General features: G+C 54.2%; 20 protein-coding genes, 1 pseudogene and 1 other annotated feature. Of the genes and pseudogenes, 6 read left to right on the top strand and 15 right to left on the bottom strand.

Annotation, left to right across the window (positions count from 1 at the left end):
* The 8 genes from pheT to AFK65_RS08400 form a co-directional block, all read right to left on the bottom strand.
* A complete protein-coding gene (gene pheT, locus AFK65_RS08430; protein WP_007696748.1) occupies positions 1-2,388 on the bottom strand; it encodes a phenylalanine--tRNA ligase subunit beta in 2,388 nt (795 codons plus the stop codon).
* A gap of 15 nt (positions 2,389-2,403) precedes the next feature.
* Positions 2,404-3,387: a phenylalanine--tRNA ligase subunit alpha gene (pheS, locus tag AFK65_RS08425; protein ID WP_038857359.1), complete on the bottom strand. Its 984-nt coding sequence runs from the start codon at positions 3,385-3,387 to the stop codon at positions 2,404-2,406.
* A 145-nt stretch (positions 3,388-3,532) separates the two neighbouring features.
* Positions 3,533-3,657 (bottom strand) — a sequence feature (Phe leader region).
* Positions 3,608-3,652, bottom strand: a complete 45-nt coding sequence (pheM, locus tag AFK65_RS22005; protein WP_106120997.1) for a pheST operon leader peptide PheM — start codon at positions 3,650-3,652, stop codon at positions 3,608-3,610. Its footprint overlaps the feature before it by 45 nt.
* A 116-nt stretch (positions 3,658-3,773) precedes the next feature.
* Positions 3,774-4,130, bottom strand: coding sequence for a 50S ribosomal protein L20 (gene rplT, locus AFK65_RS08420; RefSeq protein WP_000124850.1), 357 nt, complete (start codon positions 4,128-4,130; stop codon positions 3,774-3,776).
* A gap of 47 nt (positions 4,131-4,177) precedes the next feature.
* The gene (gene rpmI, locus AFK65_RS08415; protein ID WP_001124225.1) at positions 4,178-4,375 is read right to left on the bottom strand and encodes a 50S ribosomal protein L35; all 198 of its coding nucleotides are present in this window, start codon (positions 4,373-4,375) and stop codon (positions 4,178-4,180) included.
* Between the two features lie 97 nt (positions 4,376-4,472).
* Complete coding sequence (gene infC, locus AFK65_RS08410) at positions 4,473-5,015, bottom strand: translation initiation factor IF-3 (RefSeq protein ID WP_012905609.1); 543 nt, start codon at positions 5,013-5,015, stop codon at positions 4,473-4,475.
* A gap of 3 nt (positions 5,016-5,018) precedes the next feature.
* Positions 5,019-6,947, bottom strand: coding sequence for a threonine--tRNA ligase (thrS, locus tag AFK65_RS08405; RefSeq protein ID WP_007696742.1), 1,929 nt, complete (start codon positions 6,945-6,947; stop codon positions 5,019-5,021).
* A 244-nt stretch (positions 6,948-7,191) separates the two neighbouring features.
* Positions 7,192-7,668 (bottom strand): GNAT family N-acetyltransferase, encoded by a 477-nt coding sequence (locus AFK65_RS08400; protein ID WP_007696741.1) that lies wholly within the window; start codon positions 7,666-7,668, stop codon positions 7,192-7,194.
* Positions 7,669-7,759: 91 nt separating this feature from the next.
* Between AFK65_RS08400 and AFK65_RS08395 the strand changes: the two genes are divergently transcribed.
* Positions 7,760-8,680 carry a LysR family transcriptional regulator gene (locus tag AFK65_RS08395; protein WP_007696740.1) on the top strand — a complete coding sequence of 307 codons (921 nt, stop codon included), beginning with the start codon at positions 7,760-7,762 and terminating at the stop codon, positions 8,678-8,680.
* A 92-nt stretch (positions 8,681-8,772) separates the two neighbouring features.
* Positions 8,773-8,895 (top strand): annotated as a pseudogene (locus tag AFK65_RS22220) (alpha/beta hydrolase); the annotation flags it as partial.
* Between the two features lie 10 nt (positions 8,896-8,905).
* Here AFK65_RS22220 and AFK65_RS08390 read toward each other — a convergent pair.
* The 6 genes from AFK65_RS08390 to AFK65_RS08365 all read right to left on the bottom strand — a co-directional run bounded on the left by AFK65_RS08390 (position 8,906) and on the right by AFK65_RS08365 (position 14,176).
* The gene (locus tag AFK65_RS08390) at positions 8,906-9,352 is read right to left on the bottom strand and encodes a GNAT family N-acetyltransferase (protein ID WP_007696739.1); all 447 of its coding nucleotides are present in this window, start codon (positions 9,350-9,352) and stop codon (positions 8,906-8,908) included.
* A gap of 152 nt (positions 9,353-9,504) precedes the next feature.
* On the bottom strand, positions 9,505-10,014 hold the full coding sequence (gene eco, locus AFK65_RS08385; RefSeq protein WP_007696738.1) for a serine protease inhibitor ecotin: 510 nt from the start codon (positions 10,012-10,014) through the stop codon (positions 9,505-9,507).
* Positions 10,015-10,227: 213 nt separating this feature from the next.
* Positions 10,228-10,677, bottom strand: a complete 450-nt coding sequence (locus tag AFK65_RS08380) for a hypothetical protein (RefSeq protein ID WP_007696736.1) — start codon at positions 10,675-10,677, stop codon at positions 10,228-10,230.
* 206 nt (positions 10,678-10,883) lie between these two features.
* Complete coding sequence (proP, locus tag AFK65_RS08375; RefSeq protein WP_007696733.1) at positions 10,884-12,389, bottom strand: glycine betaine/L-proline transporter ProP; 1,506 nt, start codon at positions 12,387-12,389, stop codon at positions 10,884-10,886.
* Between the two features lie 544 nt (positions 12,390-12,933).
* Entirely contained in the window at positions 12,934-13,158 is a 225-nt protein-coding gene (locus tag AFK65_RS08370; RefSeq protein ID WP_007696731.1) for a hypothetical protein, read from the bottom strand.
* A 259-nt stretch (positions 13,159-13,417) separates the two neighbouring features.
* Complete coding sequence (locus AFK65_RS08365; protein WP_032805336.1) at positions 13,418-14,176, bottom strand: DUF481 domain-containing protein; 759 nt, start codon at positions 14,174-14,176, stop codon at positions 13,418-13,420.
* A gap of 293 nt (positions 14,177-14,469) precedes the next feature.
* On the opposite strand from AFK65_RS08365, the gene pfkB reads away from it, so the two are divergent.
* The 3 genes from pfkB (at position 14,470) to AFK65_RS08350 (ending at position 16,702) form a co-directional block, all read left to right on the top strand.
* On the top strand, positions 14,470-15,399 hold the full coding sequence (gene pfkB, locus AFK65_RS08360; RefSeq protein ID WP_007696725.1) for a 6-phosphofructokinase II: 930 nt from the start codon (positions 14,470-14,472) through the stop codon (positions 15,397-15,399).
* Between the two features lie 54 nt (positions 15,400-15,453).
* On the top strand, positions 15,454-15,744 hold the full coding sequence (gene ghoS, locus AFK65_RS08355) for a type V toxin-antitoxin system endoribonuclease antitoxin GhoS (RefSeq protein WP_007696722.1): 291 nt from the start codon (positions 15,454-15,456) through the stop codon (positions 15,742-15,744).
* 97 nt (positions 15,745-15,841) lie between these two features.
* Positions 15,842-16,702: a fructosamine kinase family protein gene (locus tag AFK65_RS08350; RefSeq protein ID WP_007696719.1), complete on the top strand. Its 861-nt coding sequence runs from the start codon at positions 15,842-15,844 to the stop codon at positions 16,700-16,702.
* A 25-nt stretch (positions 16,703-16,727) separates the two neighbouring features.
* Here AFK65_RS08350 and AFK65_RS08345 read toward each other — a convergent pair whose 3' ends face one another.
* Positions 16,728-17,264 carry a YniB family protein gene (locus tag AFK65_RS08345; protein ID WP_007696717.1) on the bottom strand — a complete coding sequence of 179 codons (537 nt, stop codon included), beginning with the start codon at positions 17,262-17,264 and terminating at the stop codon, positions 16,728-16,730.
* Between the two features lie 158 nt (positions 17,265-17,422).
* On the opposite strand from AFK65_RS08345, the gene hxpB reads away from it, so the two are divergent.
* Complete coding sequence (gene hxpB / locus AFK65_RS08340; protein ID WP_007696714.1) at positions 17,423-18,091, top strand: hexitol phosphatase HxpB; 669 nt, start codon at positions 17,423-17,425, stop codon at positions 18,089-18,091.
* Positions 18,092-18,221 lie beyond the last annotated feature (130 nt).

Here is an 18,221-nt window from a genome sequence, read left to right as displayed (position 1 = left end):
TCAATCCCTCAATGATGCCTGGAATCGCTCTTTTAGTGCCGTTACACATTTCGCAACAGTAGCGGCAATCTCGTCTTCTTCGAGTGTACGGCCGGTATCCTGAAGGATCAGGCTGATGGCAAGGCTCTTATAACCCTCCGCAACACCCTTACCGCGGTACACGTCAAATAAGTTTACGCCAACTACCTGATTTGCGCCAACTTTCTTACACTCGGCCAAAATATCTGCTGCCGGTACGTTTTCAGCCACCACAACGGCGATGTCGCGGCGGTTCGCCGGGAAGCGGGAAACCTCCTGCGCCTGCGGTAAAGCACGCTCGGAAACCTTGTTCCAGAGCAGCTCAAACACCAGCGTACGGCCATTGAGGTCAAGCTTACGCTCAAGCTCAGGATGCACAACGCCAATAAAACCAATGCGTTCGCCTTTTAAATAAATGGCAGCACTTTGGCCGGGATGCAAGGCCGTTATGGCTTCCGCACGGAACTCAATTTCAGATAATTTACCGGTAAGTTCCAGAACCGACTCCAGCGTCCCCTTCAAATCGTAGAAGTCAACGCTGGCTTTCGCCAGATCCCAGTGTTCTTCATAACGGTTGCCGCACAGCGCGCCTGCCAGCATAAGATCCTGGCGGATGCCGAGGTCTGCCTGCGTATCAGGCACAAAGCGCAGCCCCGTTTCAAAGATGCGCACACGGCTCTGCTGACGGTTCTGGTTGTAGACGACCGTGGTGAGCAGACCGGCCAGCAGCGACAGACGCATCGCCGACATTTCGCTGGAGATGGGGCTTGGCAGGATCAGCGCCTCTTCACCCGGATGCAGCAGTTGCTGCACTTTCGGATCGACGAAGCTGTAGGTGATCACTTCCTGGAAGCCGTGATCGTTTAGCAGCGTTTTTACGCGCTTGAGCGACAGCTCCGCTTCGCGGTGGTTGCCCATTACCAGCGAGGCCTGCACCGGCTCGTTCGGAATGTTGTCGTAGCCGTAAACGCGGGCCACTTCTTCCACCAGATCTTCTTCAATCGCGATGTCAAAACGCCATGACGGCGCGACCGCCTGCCATTCGTCCTGTCCTGCAGTAACTTCACAACCGAGGCGCTTAAGGATGTCGGTCACCTGCGCATCCGCGATGTGATGGCCGATCAGACGATCGAGTTTGCTGCGGCGCAGCGTGATGGTCTCGCGCGTCGGCAGGTGGGCTTCACTGGTAACATCAATCACCGGGCCCGCTTCACCGCCGCAGATATCGAGCAGCAGGCGCGTGGCGCGCTCCATCGCTTTGAACTGCAACTGCGGATCAACGCCGCGCTCGTAACGGTGAGAGGCGTCGGTATGCAGGCCGTGACGGCGCGCGCGGCCGGTAATGGCGAGCGGCGCGAAGAACGCGCACTCCAGCAGCACGTTGCGGGTTTCGCCGTTAACGCCGGAGTGTTCGCCGCCGAAAATACCGCCCATCGCCAGCGCTTTCTGATGGTCGGCAATCACCAGCGTATCGGCGTTCAGTGTCGCGTCGTTGCCGTCCAGCAGCGTCAGCGTTTCGCCCTCTTTCGCCATACGCACCACAATGCCGCCGTCGATACGGTCGAGATCGAACGCGTGCATCGGCTGGCCCAGCTCAAGCAGGACGTAGTTAGTGACGTCAACGACGGCATCGATAGAACGAATGCCGCAGCGGCGCAGTTTTTCACGCATCCACAGCGGCGTCGGCGCGGTCACATCGATGCCTTTCACGACGCGGCCCAGATAGCGCGGGCAGGCGTCTGCGGCATCGACCTGAATCGGCAGCGTATCGTTGATGGTGGCCGCGACAGGCGCGATGTCCGGCGCATTCAGCGGCTCGGCGTTGAGCACCGCGACATCGCGCGCCACACCGATAATACCGAGGCAGTCAGCGCGGTTCGGCGTGACGCTGATTTCGATAGTGTTATCGTCAAGCTTCAGATATTCACGGATATCGGTGCCAATCGGCGCGTCTGCCGGCAGTTCGATAATGCCGTTATGATCGTCGGAGATGCCGAGCTCAGAGAACGAGCAGAGCATCCCTTCGGACGGCTCGCCGCGCAGTTTCGCCGCTTTGATTTTAAAATCGCCCGGCAATACCGCGCCAACGGTCGCCACGGCCACTTTCAGGCCCTGGTGGCAGTTCGGCGCGCCGCAGACGATATCCAGCAGACGATCGCCGCCGACGTTAACTTTCGTGACGCGCAGTTTGTCGGCATTTGGGTGCTGACCGCATTCAACGACCTCACCGACGACCACGCCGTGAAACACGCCCGCGACCGGCTCGACGCCGTCCACTTCGAGCCCCGCCATCGTAATTTGATTCGCCAGCGCCTCGCTGTCGAGGGCCGGATTTACCCACTCGCGTAACCACAGTTCGCTAAATTTCATTGTTCTGTCCTGCCCTTATTTAAACTGTTTGAGGAAACGCAGATCGTTTTCGAAGAAAGCGCGCAGATCGGTCACGCCGTAGCGCAGCATGGTAAGACGCTCCATGCCCATACCGAACGCAAAGCCGGAGTAAACCTCCGGATCGATGCCGACATTACGCAGCACGTTCGGATGCACCATGCCGCAGCCCAGCACTTCCAGCCACTTGCCGTTTTTACCCATGACATCCACTTCAGCGGACGGCTCGGTAAACGGGAAGTAGGACGGACGGAAACGAATCTGCAGATCTTCTTCAAAGAAGTTACGCAGGAAGTCGTGCAGCGTGCCTTTCAGGTTGGTAAAGCTGATATTGGTATCGACGATCAGCCCTTCCATCTGATGGAACATCGGGGTGTGGGTCTGATCGTAGTCGTTACGATAAACACGGCCCGGCGCGATGATGCGGATCGGTGGCTGCTGGTTTTTCATGGTGCGGATCTGCACGCCGGAAGTTTGAGTGCGCAGCAGACGGGTAGCGTCGAACCAGAAGGTGTCGTGGTCCGCACGCGCCGGGTGGTGACCCGGAATATTCAGTGCGTCGAAGTTGTGGTAGTCATCTTCAATTTCCGGGCCGGTCGCCACGGTAAAACCCAGCTTACCGAAGAACGTTTCGATACGATCGATGGTACGGGTAACCGGATGCAGACCGCCATTCTCAACGCGGCGACCAGGGAGCGAAACGTCGATGGTCTCTGCCGCCAGACGGGCGTTCAGCGCGGCGCTTTCCAGCTCATTTTTACGGGCGTTCAGCGCCTGCTGAACCTGCTCTTTGGCTTCGTTGATAACCGCGCCCGCCGCCGGACGCTCTTCCGGCGGCAGCTCGCGCAGGGTGGTCATCTGAAGGGTCAGATGCCCTTTTTTCCCTAAATATTCGACGCGTACGTTATCTAACGCGGCAACATCCTGGGCGCTGGTTATGGCCGCCTGTGCACTGGCAACCAGATCTGCGAGATGTGGCATGGTTTTCCTCGTTATTCGGCGCTTGCGCCGGTTTGTTGAACTCTGTCTTGTTATTCTTCTGTTTCAGGTGACACGCCTCGCGGCCGCGTAAGCCTGCGGCGCCTTATGTCGCCTGCCACTTGAAACAGACCCATAAATGGCAGATATAAAAAAAGCCTCCTGATGGAGGCTTCTGGCGTTGATTTTCCGTTTCTTTTCTTACGCGCAAAGCCCCTCTGATTCAGGCGCTAAAGTAAAAAAAGAAGCGGAAAATGGCAGCGTTCATGCTTGCGTTACCCTGAGGCGTAATGGCGAATTACCCTATTGAAAGGCCCGCCAGTAAAAATGTCAACAGATTGATATGGCAGAAATTAAAAGAGGGAGCCACGCTCCCTCTTTCAACTGGCTTACGCCAGAGCTGCTTTCGCTTTTTCAACCAGGGCAGTGAATGCCACTTTGTCGAATACGGCGATGTCAGCCAGGATCTTACGGTCGATTTCAACAGAGGCTTTTTTCAGGCCGTTGATGAATTTGCTGTAAGAAATACCGTTCTGACGTGCTGCTGCGTTGATACGTGCAATCCACAGCTGACGGAACTGACGCTTACGTTGACGACGGTCACGGTAAGCGTACTGACCTGCTTTGATAACAGCCTGGAAGGCAACGCGGTATACGCGAGAACGCGCACCGTAGTAGCCTTTAGCTTGTTTCAAAATTTTCTTATGACGTGCACGTGCAATCACACCACGTTTTACGCGAGCCATAGTGCTCTCCTGTTTCTATTCTGTAAAAAAGTTAAAAGTTAAACGGCTTATGCGTACGGCAGGCACGCGATTACCAGACCCAGATCGCCTTTGGAAACCATGGCTTTCGGGCGCAGGTGACGTTTACGCTTGGTCGCTTTTTTGGTCAGAATATGACGCAGGTTAGCGTGCTTGTGCTTAAAACCACCTTTACCGGTTTTTTTGAAGCGCTTAGCAGCACCGCGTACGGTCTTAATTTTTGGCATCTTAATTACATCCACTTCGCATTGTTAATTAAACGAAACGTAGGCGAACAAAATCTGTGAAGCCCAAAGGCTCCACAGAAAATGCTACTTGAAGGCCTTACTGTTTCTTCTTAGGAGCGAGCACCATAATCATCTGGCGGCCTTCGATCTTCGTCGGGAAGGATTCGACTACTGCCAGTTCTTGCAAATCGTCTTTCACGCGGTTAAGCACTTCCATACCGATTTGCTGGTGGGCCATCTCACGACCGCGGAAGCGGAGCGTGATCTTGGCCTTATCGCCTTCTTCGAGAAAGCGAATCAGGCTGCGGAGTTTTACCTGATAGTCGCCTTCATCTGTACCAGGACGGAATTTGATTTCCTTAACCTGGATAACTTTTTGCTTCTTCTTCTGTTCCTTAGAAGACTTACTCTTTTCATAAAGGAACTTGCCGTAGTCCATGATACGACAAACTGGCGGCTCGGCGTTAGGGCTGATTTCAACTAAATCTACTCCAGCTTCTTCAGCCTTTTCGATAGCTTCTCTCAGACTCACAATTCCCAGCTGCTCGCCTTCCAGACCTGTTAAGCGAACTTCCTGGGCGCGAATCTCGCCATTGATACGATTCGGACGTGCCGTTTGAACTCGTTTTCCGCCTTTAATACCTTATTCCTCCAGTTGTTGAAGACTGCGGCTGCGAATCTCTTGCTGCAGCTTTTCGATTACGTCGTTAACGTCCAGGCTACCGAGGTCTTTACCACGGCGGGTACGAACGGCCACTTTGCCTGCTTCGACCTCTTTATCGCCACAAACTAACATGTATGGGACACGACGTAATGTATGCTCGCGGATTTTAAAGCCAATCTTCTCGTTTCTCAAGTCTGCTTTTACACGAATGCCAGCATTTTGTAGTTTACGGGTCAATTCGTTAACGTATTCAGACTGCGAATCGGTGATATTCATCACCACGACCTGTACCGGAGCAAGCCATGTCGGGAAGAACCCGGCGAACTCTTCGGTCAGGATACCGATAAAACGTTCCATTGAGCCCAGAATCGCGCGGTGAATCATCACCGGCACCTGACGCTCGTTGTTTTCGCCCACATAAGACGCGCTCAGACGCGACGGGAGCGAGAAGTCGAGCTGTACGGTACCACACTGCCATGCGCGGTCCAGGCAATCATAGAGCGTAAACTCAATTTTCGGGCCATAAAACGCGCCCTCACCCGGCTGATACTCAAACGGGATATTGTTCTCTTCCAGCGCCACCGCAAGGTCGGCTTCTGCGCGGTCCCACATTTCGTCCGTACCGATGCGTTTTTCCGGACGCGTGGAGAGCTTAACGACGATTTTTTCAAAGCCGAAGGTGCTGTACATGTCATAAACCATGCGAATACAGCCGTTCACTTCGTCGCGCACCTGCTCTTCCGTACAGAAGATATGGGCGTCATCCTGCGTGAAACCGCGTACGCGCATCAGGCCATGCAGCGCGCCCGAAGGCTCGTTACGGTGGCAGCTACCGAACTCCGCCATACGCAATGGCAGGTCGCGGTATGATTTTAGACCCTGATTAAAGATTTGCACGTGCCCCGGGCAGTTCATCGGCTTGATGCAGTATTCACGGTTCTCGGAAGAGGTCGTGAACATCGCGTCTTTATAGTTATCCCAGTGGCCGGTTTTTTCCCACAGCACGCGGTCCATCATGAACGGACCTTTAACTTCCTGATACTGGTACTCTTTAAGCTTTGAACGAACAAACGTTTCCAGCTCGCGGAAAATCGTCCAGCCGTCGTTATGCCAGAACACCATACCCGGCGCTTCTTCCTGCATATGATACAGGTCGAGCTGCTTGCCGATTTTACGGTGGTCGCGCTTCGCGGCTTCTTCCAGACGCTGCAGATACGCATTCAGAGCTTTTTTATCCGCCCAGGCGGTACCGTAGATACGCTGCAGCATTTTGTTGCTGCTGTCGCCACGCCAGTAGGCGCCTGCGGTTTTCATCAGCTTAAAGTGATGGCAGAAGCGCATGTTCGGTACGTGCGGACCGCGGCACATATCCACATATTCTTCGTGGTGGTACAGCCCCGGTTTATCGTCACGGGCAATATTTTCATCAAGAATAGCGACTTTGTAGTTCTCGCCACGCTTCACAAACGTTTCGCGGGCTTCCTGCCAGCTCACTTTTTTCTTGATGACGTCGTAATTGGTCTCCGCCAGCTCGTGCATACGCTTTTCGAGGGCGTCGATATCTTCCTGAGTTAGGGTGTGGTCGAGATCGACATCGTAATAGAAGCCGTTGTCGATAACCGGGCCAATCGCCATTTTGGTATGGGGCCACAGCTGTTTGATCGCATGACCCAGCAGGTGCGCACAGGAGTGACGGATGATTTCCAGACCGTCTTCATCTTTCGCGGTAATAATCGCGAGCTGAGCGTCCTGTTCGATACTGTCGTGGGCGTCCACCAGCTCACCATTCACGCGGCCTGCGATACAGGCTTTCGCGAGACCCGGACCGATATCCAGGGCAACATCCATGGGGCTGACAGCATGGTCGTAATGGCGTTGGCTGCCATCAGGAAGCGTAATAACAGGCATTATAAATCCTTATTCACAGTGGTGACCCACACGCAAGATCACATATGATAAAAAAGTAGTTTTTATTCAACAAGTTATGTAACCATCTGACCAACATTCGCCAAATTGGTACACACTTTGGTGCGCAAAGCCTCATCCGTATGTCGTTCGTGCTTTGCGTCTATAACCATGGTAACACTAATAAAATAGATAAAGCTATCCATGCTCAGGGGCCTGGCGCCCACGCCGGCAAGGAAAGGCGTTTTTATTCGGCAAACTGCAACAGCGCTTCCCCATCAAGGCGATAGCGTACCCATTCAGATTGCGCCGCCGCGCCAATGCTGAGATAAAAATCGATGGCAGGCTGATTCCAGTCCAGCACGCTCCACTCAAGACGGCCACACTGCCTTTGCACCGCACACTGCGCGATATGTTTTAACAGCCCCCTTCCCGCGCCCTTGCCGCGATACTCAGGGGAAACATATAAATCTTCCATATAAATCCCGTTACGCCCAAGCCAGGTGGAATAGCTGGTAAAGAAAACGGCATACCCTACGGCTTTATCATCAATTTCACATATCAGCGCTTCCGTTTTGCTGTCTGCGCCAAAAAGCGTCTGCCTGATCTCGTCTGGCGTAGTCACCACTTCCTGCGGGGCTTTTTCATACACCGCCAGCTCATAAATCATCTCGTAAATTGCAGTTGCATCTTCCGGACGGGCCGCGCGAATTTTATAGCTCATTGGTTTTCCTGGTATCTCATTATGGGCAGACATTGATGGCGTTAAGCATACGGGGTAATGTCAGGAGAATTAAGTGCAATGAAATCACTCAATGATGAATATTATGCATCCCGCTTTGCGGCGTCTTGATTTAAACCTTTTACCGGTTTTTGACGCTATCTATCGGCACTGTTCCGTTCGTAAGGCAGCTGATGAGCTGGCGATGAGCACGTCGGCTCTGAGCCACGCGCTGTCGCGACTGCGCATCACGCTCAATGACCCGTTATTTTACCGCGAGGGCCATCGTATGTGCCCCAGCGTATACGCCTCCCAGCTCGCGCCTTCCATTGCTTCGGCACTGAAATTTCTCAATCAGGAACTGACTCCGCAGCCCGAGTTTGATCCGGCCAGCAGCACAGAGTGCTTACAGATTGCCATCACCGACTTCACTGCGTTTTGCATTTTCCCGACCCTTATGCACCGGCTGCAGCGTGAGGCGCCCGGCTTGCGTTTCGAGCTACGGTATTTACCGCACAGCCCGGCGCTGACTGAACTGCTGGCGGGCGAAATGGATCTGGCGCTCGGATTCAGCGCGCCGGAAGATATCCGGCATCCGGAGTTAGACGAAATCAACTGGCTCGAAGATGACTATGTCGTTATCAGCAACGCCAGCAGAGCGCAGCTGACGCTTGAGGATTATCTCGCTGCCAGACACCTGGTGGTGACGCCCTGGAATGAAAAGCAGGGCGTGCTTGATACACAGCTGGAACAGATGGGCTATACGCGCCAGATCGCGCTCAAAACCCCTTCTATGCTTGGCGCGCCGTTTATCGTTGCAGAAAGCGACTTGCTGATGGCGCTTCCTCGCTTCGCCGCGAAGAAACTGCTGCCGGCAATCGATATCAGGCTATTCGAATTGCCTTTCAGGGTACCTGCGTTTGAAGTGAAAATTTATTCGCATCAACGCAGTGGTAAACGCGGCGCGACCGACTGGCTTAAGACCGTCCTGCAAGCGCTGGCAATAAACATGTAGCACGTGAGATATCACGTTCTCGTTAATTAACATTCAGTGCAGCACTGGCGTTCCAGGCATTCATTGCACAGCATACCGAGGCATCGATCCCCGGCACGGCGCAACGCTATCCCGGTGTGATACATGGTTTCTTTCAGCTTAGCGGCATCAGTCAGACCGCACGCAATGTGATGCAGGATATTTGTGCCTTGATTCGTTCAGGAAATACGCGCTGAAGCGCTGATATCACGCAAGCGTTCGGGAAAGAATAATAAGCCCCTGATGCTCGTCGAAGCCGTTTTTTCTGTAAAAGAAATCGGAAGGATAGGCTTTATGGGTGTTGAGAATGATCGCATTCAATCCTTCGTTTGAAGAACGATCGGCGATGAAATTCATCAGTGCGCTACCGACCCCCTTTCCCTGATAGTCAGGATCGACGAAAAACTCATCAATATAATACTCAACGCCGCCCGGCCACGGTTTCCTGAAACCGATGCTAACAGCGACGATATTATCGTCATGCCGGGCAATGTAACCCCTGAAATAATTGTTGTTCAGATGTTCCCGGATAAAAGCAATGACCGGCTCCGGCTCGCTCTTTTCGAACCAGGGCGTTTCTTTGTAGACCTTACAGTAGAGATGAGCGCACGCGGTAATGTGCGTGTCATTAAGCGGTGAAAAATCAATTTTCATTTGCGTCCCTGCGTCAGCCGGTTAAGGGGTCAGGCAAATCTAATGCAGAGCGCAAAAATCGTCAAAAAGAATGCGTGGGTGAGGAGCAGTGAAGCTACGTCAGACAGGTGACGCTTTGCCTGTCTGACGTTGCAGAAATCGCGTGTTTACGCTTACTTCTTGCTGGCGTCAGAGAGGGTATCGTCCGCTTTCCAGAGACGGTATTTCACGTCGATATTTTCAGGCGCATACACCACCACCGGCAGCTTGCTGTTGTAATTCAGCAGGCTATTTTCACCGAGATTAGCGGTGACGAATTTCTTCTCTTTTTTACCGTCCGGGCAAGCCATCATGGTGGACGTATACATTACCGAGCCGTCGGCGTTCTTCGCGGGCTCAAAGGCGTAATAGTCATAACCCCACCCCTCCAGCGTTTTACGCTCGAATTTTCCGCCCAGCAGATGTTTATTACAGTCGACTTCAAGCGTCTGACCAATAACCAGCTCAACTTTATAAGAGGACTCATCCTGGCGCTCAGGTAACTCGATCACCTGGCGGACCATGCCTTTTTCTGCTTTTGGAAAAGGCGCGATATTTTCGGAAGCTTTTTCAACGGCGAATGCACTGGCGGAAATGCAACCGGTCGCGACCAGGCCTAACATGAGCGCTGAAATTTTATTCATTATGAAGGTTCTCCACAGGTTTTAGCTCCACGGTAAAAAATGAATTCAATTTCAAAAACCGTGACAATCACTGATACATTATTCATAAGCAGTGATTTATGTCACCAATTCGCAAACTGTCACCTCATTTCTGCTGTATCGCTGGGTTTACAAACTGTAAAAATCAGGATTTACGCAGCGCTGCTCTTATGCGCCCTGCGCTCGCCGTCTGGTTCACAGACGCGGCGTCATACCGTATTTTGGCGTTTTAATGTTCGCCGCCCAGATTTTAATCTCACTCTGGCTCATCACCGTAAAATCTGAACGCAGCCGATCCACCAGCGCGTTGACTTTATCGGCATCGCGAACCAGATAGTGCTCAATCTTTTCTGTACCTTGTTCAGTACAAAAATAGTCGGCAGAGACGGTATCGTTATTGATTTCAAGCGTTCTGGCCGCGCCAGGGCATTTACCCGCCGTCAGGGACGAAATCACCATATTGGCCGTTCGGTAACCCGCCTGGGAGATACTCAGCATGACCGGGCTGCCATCCGCGGTCTGCGTCATATCATATAAAACCGCGTCTTTTTCATACCAGGTATTATATTCGCGGCCCAGAACCACGGCGCTGGCAGGGACTGTGCTGCTGAGATAAAAGCAGCAAACTAAAAGGGTTGTCTTCATTGTTATTCATTGCTGGTGTGTGTACGGCGATCATTCACATTCTGACTTTGAGAATCAAGCTATTAAGATTTTACTGAGCACAATCTGGCGCGGGGAAACGGCAGAAGCCGGAATTATGAAACGGCTTAAAGGAGAAGAAATAATCAGAAAGGAATAAACGGGAAGCAAAAATAGCCAAAAGAAAAGCCCCCGCAGGGGCTTTAACTTTACTCGTTAATGCGAGGATGCTGATCCACCAGACGGGTTCGCTTCTCCTGCAACTCGGCAATCTCTTTATCAATATCTTCGATTTTCTGTTCGATATTGTCATGGTGCTCACGCAGTATTTCGCGCGCCTCCTGGATATCCGATGCCGCAGGCGTCGCGCCTTTCAGCGGACGGTTCGCGGTCTCTTTCATGGTCAGGCCCGTAATCAGTCCTACCACCGCCACCACCATCAGGTAATAGGCCGGCATCATCAGATTTTCGGTGCTTTCAACCAGCCAGGCCGCCAGCGTCGGCGTCAGACCGGCAATCAGGACCGAGATATTAAAGGCGCTCGCCAGCGCGCTGTAACGCAGATGCGTCGGGAACATCGCAGGCAGCGAGGAGGCCATCACACCGGTAAAGCAGTTGAGGATCACCGCCAGCATCAGCAGACCGGAGAAGATCAGGCCAATCACGTTACTGTTAATCAGCACAAAGGCCGGGATAGCCAGCACCATCAGCGCGACGCTGCCGAAAATAACAAACGGACGGCGGCCGAAACGGTCGCTCAGCAGCCCCATCACCGGCTGCACAAACAGCATGCCGATCATAATCGCGATAATAATCAGCACGCCGTGTTCTTCGGAATAGTGCAGATTATGAGACAGATAACTCGGCATATAGGTGAGCAGCATGTAGTAGGTCACGTTGGTGGAAATCACCAGACCGATACACGCCAGCAGGCTGCGCCAGTGTTTCGTCGCAATCTCTTTAAAGGAGACTTTCGGGCCGTGCTGAAGCCCTTCACGATCGCCCTGCTCCAGTTTATCCACATGCTGCTGAAACGCCGGGGTCTCTTCCAGCGCGTGACGCAGATAGAGACCAATCAGGCCCAGCGGCAGCGCCAGGAAGAACGGCAGACGCCAGCCCCAGCTCAGGAAGTTATCTTCCCCCAGGATTGCGGAGATAAGCACCACCACGCCCGCGCCGAGCACGAAGCCCGCGATGGAACCGAAATCAAGCCAGCTGCCCATAAAGCCGCGCTTACGGTCCGGCGAATATTCCGCAACGAAGATCGACGCGCCGGTATATTCGCCGCCTACCGAGAAGCCCTGCGCCATTTTACACAGCAACAGCAGGATAGGCGCCCAGATACCGATCGACGCATACGACGGAATAAGCCCGATACAGAATGTACTGACGGACATAATCACAATGGTTATCGCGAGGATCTTCTGGCGGCCATATTTATCGCCGAGCATACCGAAGAACAGCCCGCCGAGCGGACGGATAAGAAAGGGAACCGAGAATGTCGCCAGCGCGGCGATCATCTGCACGCTGGGATTGGCATCCGGGAAAAACACTTTGCCGAGCGCGTAGGCCACAAAGCCGTACACACCAAAATCAAACCACTCCATCGCATTACCAAGCGAGGCTGCGGTAATCGCTTTACGAAGTTTCGCATCATCAATAATCGTGACGTCACTCAGAGAGATCGGTTCTACTTTTTTTCTTTTAAGCTTCATATCCATCCTCATTGAATTCGCTCTTTGACTTGGTTGACGGTGAAAGCCGCCTCCGTAGTCCGCTTCCTTAGCGATAAAGAAGCCTTATCTTTCCAGGACTTCCTTTAAGAGCGTAGCAGGATCTCTTCCCGCTGTTAGTAATGACACATCCGAATGTGCTTACCTGCGTTTTCAGATGCCTGACCCTTCTTTACCCTAACAGCGAACAAATTTGCGATCAACTTCACAGTTTATTTTATCGCGTTTTAGACCATTCATTCGGCATATTTAATTAGCAAGCAAACTGACACCAGACGAAAATACCTGATTACGCCAGGGATATTTTTCCTGCGCTGAAGCGCGACCAGGAGGGCCCCAAAATTGCAGGCGCAGAGAATTATTCTGATAAGAATGAAATTATTAGCACGGAATGGCCACGGACTGGCGATGAAAACAGCTAAGTAATATTAAGAAACGTGATGAAACGGAGCAGAAATAAAAAGCCGGATCGGGCGATCCGGCTTTTACAGATTCTTTTACAGATTAGTTATGGAGCGGGGCTCCATCAGGACCAGTCGCCTGCGACCAGCGTCTGCGTGTTAAACGCATCGTTCATGGACTGGCCGGTCGTGGCCGCGCCAGGCTGAATATTTGTGCCTGCTTCAATGTCGCTTGCGCGCCATCCGGCATAGGGGGCGTTATTCGAGGGCTGGGTCGTCGGGGCAGCAAAGGCGCTGAAGGAAAGCACGCTCAGCGCGAGGGCGGCGGTCGCGGTTTTGATTGTATTCATCTTTATTATCTCTTTTTTGCAGCATAAAAATGGGTGACGTTTTATTCACCACCTGTCTGCAAATGGTAGATCCAGATCACACTTTCGAACAGTCAAATTATTTGGCGTGCGTCGTCAAAGAAACTGAACACGGTTCCAGGCCATTGAAAATAAAGAGGGATACAAATAAACCACGGCGGTGAAAACACACGCAATGCTAAAGCGGCGCAATAAAAAAGGCTGGCAGCGCCAGCCTTTATCACGCTTTTGCGAAAGCGTCTTACATACGGTAACCCAGCGTCACCGAAGTGCGGGTATCGGTATGATCCGGCGCGCTCGACGGCGGGCTGGAGTTCCAGGTCACGTTATATGCCACTTTCAGACCGAAATGCTCGTTGATAGCCACGTCCAGCGCCGTTTCGGAGTTAACGGTGGTATCGTCAGCGCCGAACACGGAAACGCCTTGGGTGAATTTGGTGTTATCAGTCAGCTGCCAGGTATAGATGCCGGAAGCATAACCCAGGCCCTGGGTTTTGGTGTCGCCGTTGGTGTACTCGTCGTAACGCACACCCGGACCGAATTCAAAACGCAGGCTGTGTACCGGTCCGTTCAGGAACTGACGACCATAACCCATCGTCAGGATGTCGCGCTCGCGGTAACCGTTATAACGGTCCGTCAGCCAGCTCGCCTGGCCAAACAGGTAGTCATAATCGGTCACGTTCACACGGCTACGTCCGCCGACGGCATATTTCTCGGAAGAGCGTTCGTCGTTCGAAGAGGTGTTGCTGGCGTTGCCCCACAGCGACCAGGCGGTGGTATTGCCATACCAGGTCAGATTGCTGTCAGCCGTTAAAGAAGAACTTCTGGTGTTGCCGGTTTGTGCCAGGTAACCCGCGTTTAAATCACCTTCAAACGGTTTTTTCGCGGTGGAAGGATCGTCCATGACAGTAAAAACGGTATTATCAGCCATCGCGTGCTGGCTCAGCAGCGCGCCACCCGCCAGCAGCATTGCCAGGGGTACTGTCTTAAAAAGCTTCATGTTGATTTTCAGGTCCATACAACAAAAAAAAGGACCATTACGGTCCCGTAACTTTTTCTCTGGATCAATAAAATCCGCCCACAGAAAGGTAACGAATTATAAAAAGAGCCCTCTGGCTTAGCAATGAATTCCTTTCGACATTTAAGAATAAGCGCACTCTGAAAAATAAACTTTTATTTATATAGCGTCGTCATCTGATTTAAACCGGGATTCAGGCAAAATCAGCACGTTATTCGCTCACCGTCTGGCTGTCGGGTGCTACGCTTAGGGCAGTCTAAAAAAACGGAGGCGATATGGTACGTATTTATACGCTAACGCTGGCGCCCTCGCTCGACAGCGCCACAATCACGCCGCAAATCTATCCGGAAGGGAAACTGCGCTGTAGCGCGCCGGTGTTTGAACCCGGCGGCGGCGGTATTAACGTCGCACGCGCAATCGTCCATCTGGGCGGCAACGCGACCGCCCTCTTCCCCGCGGGTGGCGCGACCGGCGAACATCTGGTCTCGCTGCTCAATGATGAGCATGTGGTGGTAGAGACGGTTTCCGCCCGCGACTGGACGCGCCAGAATCTTCATGTGCATGTCGAGTCGAGCGGCGAGCAGTACCGCTTCGTCATGCCTGGCGCCACCCTTACGGACGATGAACTTCGCCAGCTGGAAGAAAAAGTGCTGGCGATCGAATCGGGCGCCATTCTGGTGATAAGCGGCAGCCTGCCGCCTGGCGTCAGCGTGGAAAAACTCCAGCAGTTGATAAAAGCCGCCCGCCAGCAGGGGATTCGCCTGATTGTCGACAGCTCCGGCGACGCGCTGGCCGCCGCGCTGGAGATTGGCGATATCGAACTGGTCAAACCGAACCAGAAAGAGCTGGCGGCGCTGGTGAAACGCGATCTGACCGCGCCTGACGACGTACGCCAGGCGGCGGAAGAGCTGGTGAAGACAGGCAAAGCCCGCCGCGTTGTCGTCTCGCTGGGCCCGCAGGGCGCGCTCGGCGTTGACGGTAAAGACTGCGTTCAGGTCGTGCCGCCGCCGATGAAAAGCCAGAGCACCGTCGGCGCGGGCGACAGCATGGTCGGCGCCATGACGCTGCGCCTGGCCCAGGACGCCCCGCTGCTGGATATGGTGCGTTACGGCGTGGCCGCCGGTAGCGCCGCCACCATCAATCAGGGCACGCGGCTCTGCTCGATGGAAAACACCGATCGCATCTATCACTGGCTGACACGCTAACTTACAGGCCAGCCCTGCCGGGCTGGCGTTTTATTGCTGACAATGAGGTTCGCCATGAGTGAAGTGACCCGCTATGTCGTCACCGTTACGTTTCATGAGAAAAGCCTGACCGATATTAATGAGCTGAATAACCACCTGACGCGCGGCGGTTTCCAGCTCACGCTTGCCGACGACGACGGCAAAATTCACGAGCTGGGCACCAATACGTTCGGGCTGGTCAGCGCGCTCAGTCAGGACGAGGTGGCTGCGCTGGCCGAAGGACTTGGCGAGGCGGCGCTCGACCAGAAGCCGCAGGTGACCGTCACCACGTTTGAAGCCTGGCTGCGCGACAACGATACCGTGTAACGCCGCCCGTGCGCGGCAGGTTGTGCGCCCGCGCAGATTTTCATCCGTGCGGGCGCGTTAAGCTGACTTTCTTTACGGGAAACCTGGGAGAGTAATCATGTGGCATGCCATTACGCGTTTGTTAAACGAACAGCTGGGCGCCGGTGAAATCAGCCAGCGAACCGAACTGCCGGGCGGTGAAATTCATGCCGCATGGCGAATCGACTGGGCAGGGCGCGCTATCTTCGTGAAATGCGATGATGCGACGTTGTTGCCCTGCTTTACCGCCGAAGCCGATCAGGTCAACCTGCTGGCGCGCAGTAAAACGGTCACGGTGCCGGACGTTATCGCCGTCGGCAGCGACCGTGAATATAGCTTTCTTCTGCTGGAATATCTGCCGCCGAAACCCCTTGACGCCCATAACGCCTTTCTGCTGGGCCAGCAGCTGGCGCGCCTGCACCAGTGGAGCGAACAGCCGCAGTACGGTCTGGATTACGACAACCACCTCTCCACCACGCCGCAGCCTAACGCCTGGCAGCGCCGCTGGGCGAGCTTTTTCGCCGAACAACGCATCGGCTGGCAGCTGGAGCTGGCCGCGGAAAAAGGCATGGAGTTCGGCGATATCGACAGAATAGTGGACGCGGTTCATCAACAGCTGGTTTCGCACCAGCCCGCGCCTTCGCTGCTGCACGGCGATTTATGGTCCGGCAACTGCGCGCTGGGACCGGACGGGCCGTATATTTTCGACCCGGCCTGCTACTGGGGCGATCGCGAATGCGATCTGGCGATGCTGCCGCTGCACCCCGAGCAGCCGCCGCAGATTTACGACGGTTACCAGTCAGTGCTGCCGCTGCCCGCCGGCTTTCTTGAACGCCAGCCGCTTTATCAGCTCTATACGCTGTTAAACCGCGCGACGCTCTTCGGCGGTCAGCATCTGGTCGCCGCGCAACAGGCGTTAACCCGCGTTCTGGGCATATGAGAAAGGCGCGCCGCCGCGCGCGTGTTTACAGAAACCCGAGCAGAGAGAAAAACACGTAGCCCAGCACCAGCACTATCACCGGCAGGATATAGAGCGGGAAGATTTGCACGAAAATGGTGTGACGCGGCACCACGATGCGCGACTCCAGCGCGTCGCGGGTCAGTCCCTCTTCGCCTTTGGCGCGCTCAAGGATCAGGCTGTCTTCAACATGCTCACGCAGAAAACGCGCCTGGCGGCACATGCGCGCGCCGGACGCCTGTAACGCCAGACCGACGAAAATCAGAATATAGATGATCCAGAAACTGATATTCGCGTGACGGGTGAAATCAGGCTGCGGCGAGTTGTACCAGAAAAGATTCAGGAACGGCGTGTTAAAACGCACCATTTCGATCATCACATGGGCGAAATCCATCATTACGGCGTTAATGCCCGGCTGCTTTTCGCTGTGCTGATACATGAATTTCAGCACGGAGATAATCGTGGAGAGCGTGGCAGGAATGAAAATCACCCATCCGGCGATGCGTTTTAAGACACCAATGCGTCCAGCTTGTTGATACGTCATGCTTTCCCCTTGATAGCGACGCGACAGATTCGCCTAAGTTTACCCTGTGAAGCGCCTTTTCGCCTGAACTTTCCGGCACATGGCCGGAAAGCGGTAGCCATAACGCGTTTTTCCGGCTATTCATTAACCTTTCCCGCGTAACAAGAAGGAGTGACACGATGTCTTCGCCGCGACAGATCCTCGCCGCTATTTTTGATATGGATGGTTTACTGATTGACTCCGAACCGCTCTGGGACCAGGCGGAGCTCGAAGTGATCGCGACGCTCGGGGTCGATACCTCCCGCCGCCACGAGCTGCCCGACACGCTGGGGCTGCGCATCGATCTGGTGGTGGCGCTGTGGTTCGCGCAGCAGCCGTGGAACGGCCCGTCGGTGGATGAAGTGACGCAGCGCATTATCACCCGCGCCATGACGCTGGTGGAAGAAAAACGCCCGCTGCTGCCGGGCGTGGCGGACGCGATTGCGCTCTGTAAAGCGCAGGGGCTGAAGGTCGGCCTCGCCTCCGCCTCGCCGCTGCGGATGCTGGAGCGCGTACTGACGCTGTTTGATCTGCGCGACCAGTTTGACGTGCTCGCTTCCGCCGAACATTTGCCTTACAGCAAGCCGCACCCGCAGGTCTACCTGGATGCGGCGGCGAAACTTGGCGTCGATCCGCTCTGCTGCGTGACGCTGGAAGATTCCGTCAACGGCATGGTCGCCACCAAAGCGGCGCGTATGCGTTCCATTGTCGTCCCGGCCGAAGAGAACCGCAGCGATGCGCGCTGGGCGCTCGCCAACGTCCGGCTGAACTCGCTGACCGAGCTCGAGCCCTGGCATCTGAAAGGTTAAACCACTCACCGCCGCTGCCTGGCGGCGGTTTTTGCTTTTCTCTTCCATAAAAAAATGCCCGCCGTCATATTTTTAAAACACAGTTTCATTTAGCTTTGTCTTTTCTTCCGGCGGCTCCTATCATTGCTCT

Origin of the sequence: Cronobacter universalis NCTC 9529 (assembly GCF_001277175.1) — a bacterium.
In the GTDB taxonomy this organism is placed as follows: Bacteria; Pseudomonadota; Gammaproteobacteria; order Enterobacterales; family Enterobacteriaceae; genus Cronobacter; species Cronobacter universalis.
This window is presented reverse-complemented; position numbering and strand designations above follow the sequence as displayed.

What these genes read in the sequence shown, in the direction of transcription:
- pheT (WP_007696748.1), bottom strand. Translation starts at nt 2,388, where the DNA reads ATGAAATTTAGCGAACTGTGGTTACGCGAGTGGGTAAATCCGGCCCTC.
- pheS (WP_038857359.1), bottom strand. Translation starts at nt 3,387, where the DNA reads ATGCCACATCTCGCAGATCTGGTTGCCAGTGCACAGGCGGCCATAACC.
- rplT (WP_000124850.1), bottom strand. Translation starts at nt 4,130, where the DNA reads ATGGCTCGCGTAAAACGTGGTGTGATTGCACGTGCACGTCATAAGAAA.
- rpmI (WP_001124225.1), bottom strand. Translation starts at nt 4,375, where the DNA reads ATGCCAAAAATTAAGACCGTACGCGGTGCTGCTAAGCGCTTCAAAAAA.
- thrS (WP_007696742.1), bottom strand. Translation starts at nt 6,947, where the DNA reads ATGCCTGTTATTACGCTTCCTGATGGCAGCCAACGCCATTACGACCAT.
- AFK65_RS08400 (WP_007696741.1), bottom strand. Translation starts at nt 7,668, where the DNA reads ATGAGCTATAAAATTCGCGCGGCCCGTCCGGAAGATGCAACTGCAATT.
- AFK65_RS08395 (WP_007696740.1), top strand. Translation starts at nt 7,760, where the DNA reads ATGATGAATATTATGCATCCCGCTTTGCGGCGTCTTGATTTAAACCTT.
- AFK65_RS08390 (WP_007696739.1), bottom strand. Translation starts at nt 9,352, where the DNA reads ATGAAAATTGATTTTTCACCGCTTAATGACACGCACATTACCGCGTGC.
- eco (WP_007696738.1), bottom strand. Translation starts at nt 10,014, where the DNA reads ATGAATAAAATTTCAGCGCTCATGTTAGGCCTGGTCGCGACCGGTTGC.
- AFK65_RS08380 (WP_007696736.1), bottom strand. Translation starts at nt 10,677, where the DNA reads ATGAAGACAACCCTTTTAGTTTGCTGCTTTTATCTCAGCAGCACAGTC.
- proP (WP_007696733.1), bottom strand. Translation starts at nt 12,389, where the DNA reads ATGAAGCTTAAAAGAAAAAAAGTAGAACCGATCTCTCTGAGTGACGTC.
- AFK65_RS08370 (WP_007696731.1), bottom strand. Translation starts at nt 13,158, where the DNA reads ATGAATACAATCAAAACCGCGACCGCCGCCCTCGCGCTGAGCGTGCTT.
- AFK65_RS08365 (WP_032805336.1), bottom strand. Translation starts at nt 14,176, where the DNA reads ATGAAGCTTTTTAAGACAGTACCCCTGGCAATGCTGCTGGCGGGTGGC.
- pfkB (WP_007696725.1), top strand. Translation starts at nt 14,470, where the DNA reads ATGGTACGTATTTATACGCTAACGCTGGCGCCCTCGCTCGACAGCGCC.
- ghoS (WP_007696722.1), top strand. Translation starts at nt 15,454, where the DNA reads ATGAGTGAAGTGACCCGCTATGTCGTCACCGTTACGTTTCATGAGAAA.
- AFK65_RS08350 (WP_007696719.1), top strand. Translation starts at nt 15,842, where the DNA reads ATGTGGCATGCCATTACGCGTTTGTTAAACGAACAGCTGGGCGCCGGT.
- AFK65_RS08345 (WP_007696717.1), bottom strand. Translation starts at nt 17,264, where the DNA reads ATGACGTATCAACAAGCTGGACGCATTGGTGTCTTAAAACGCATCGCC.
- hxpB (WP_007696714.1), top strand. Translation starts at nt 17,423, where the DNA reads ATGTCTTCGCCGCGACAGATCCTCGCCGCTATTTTTGATATGGATGGT.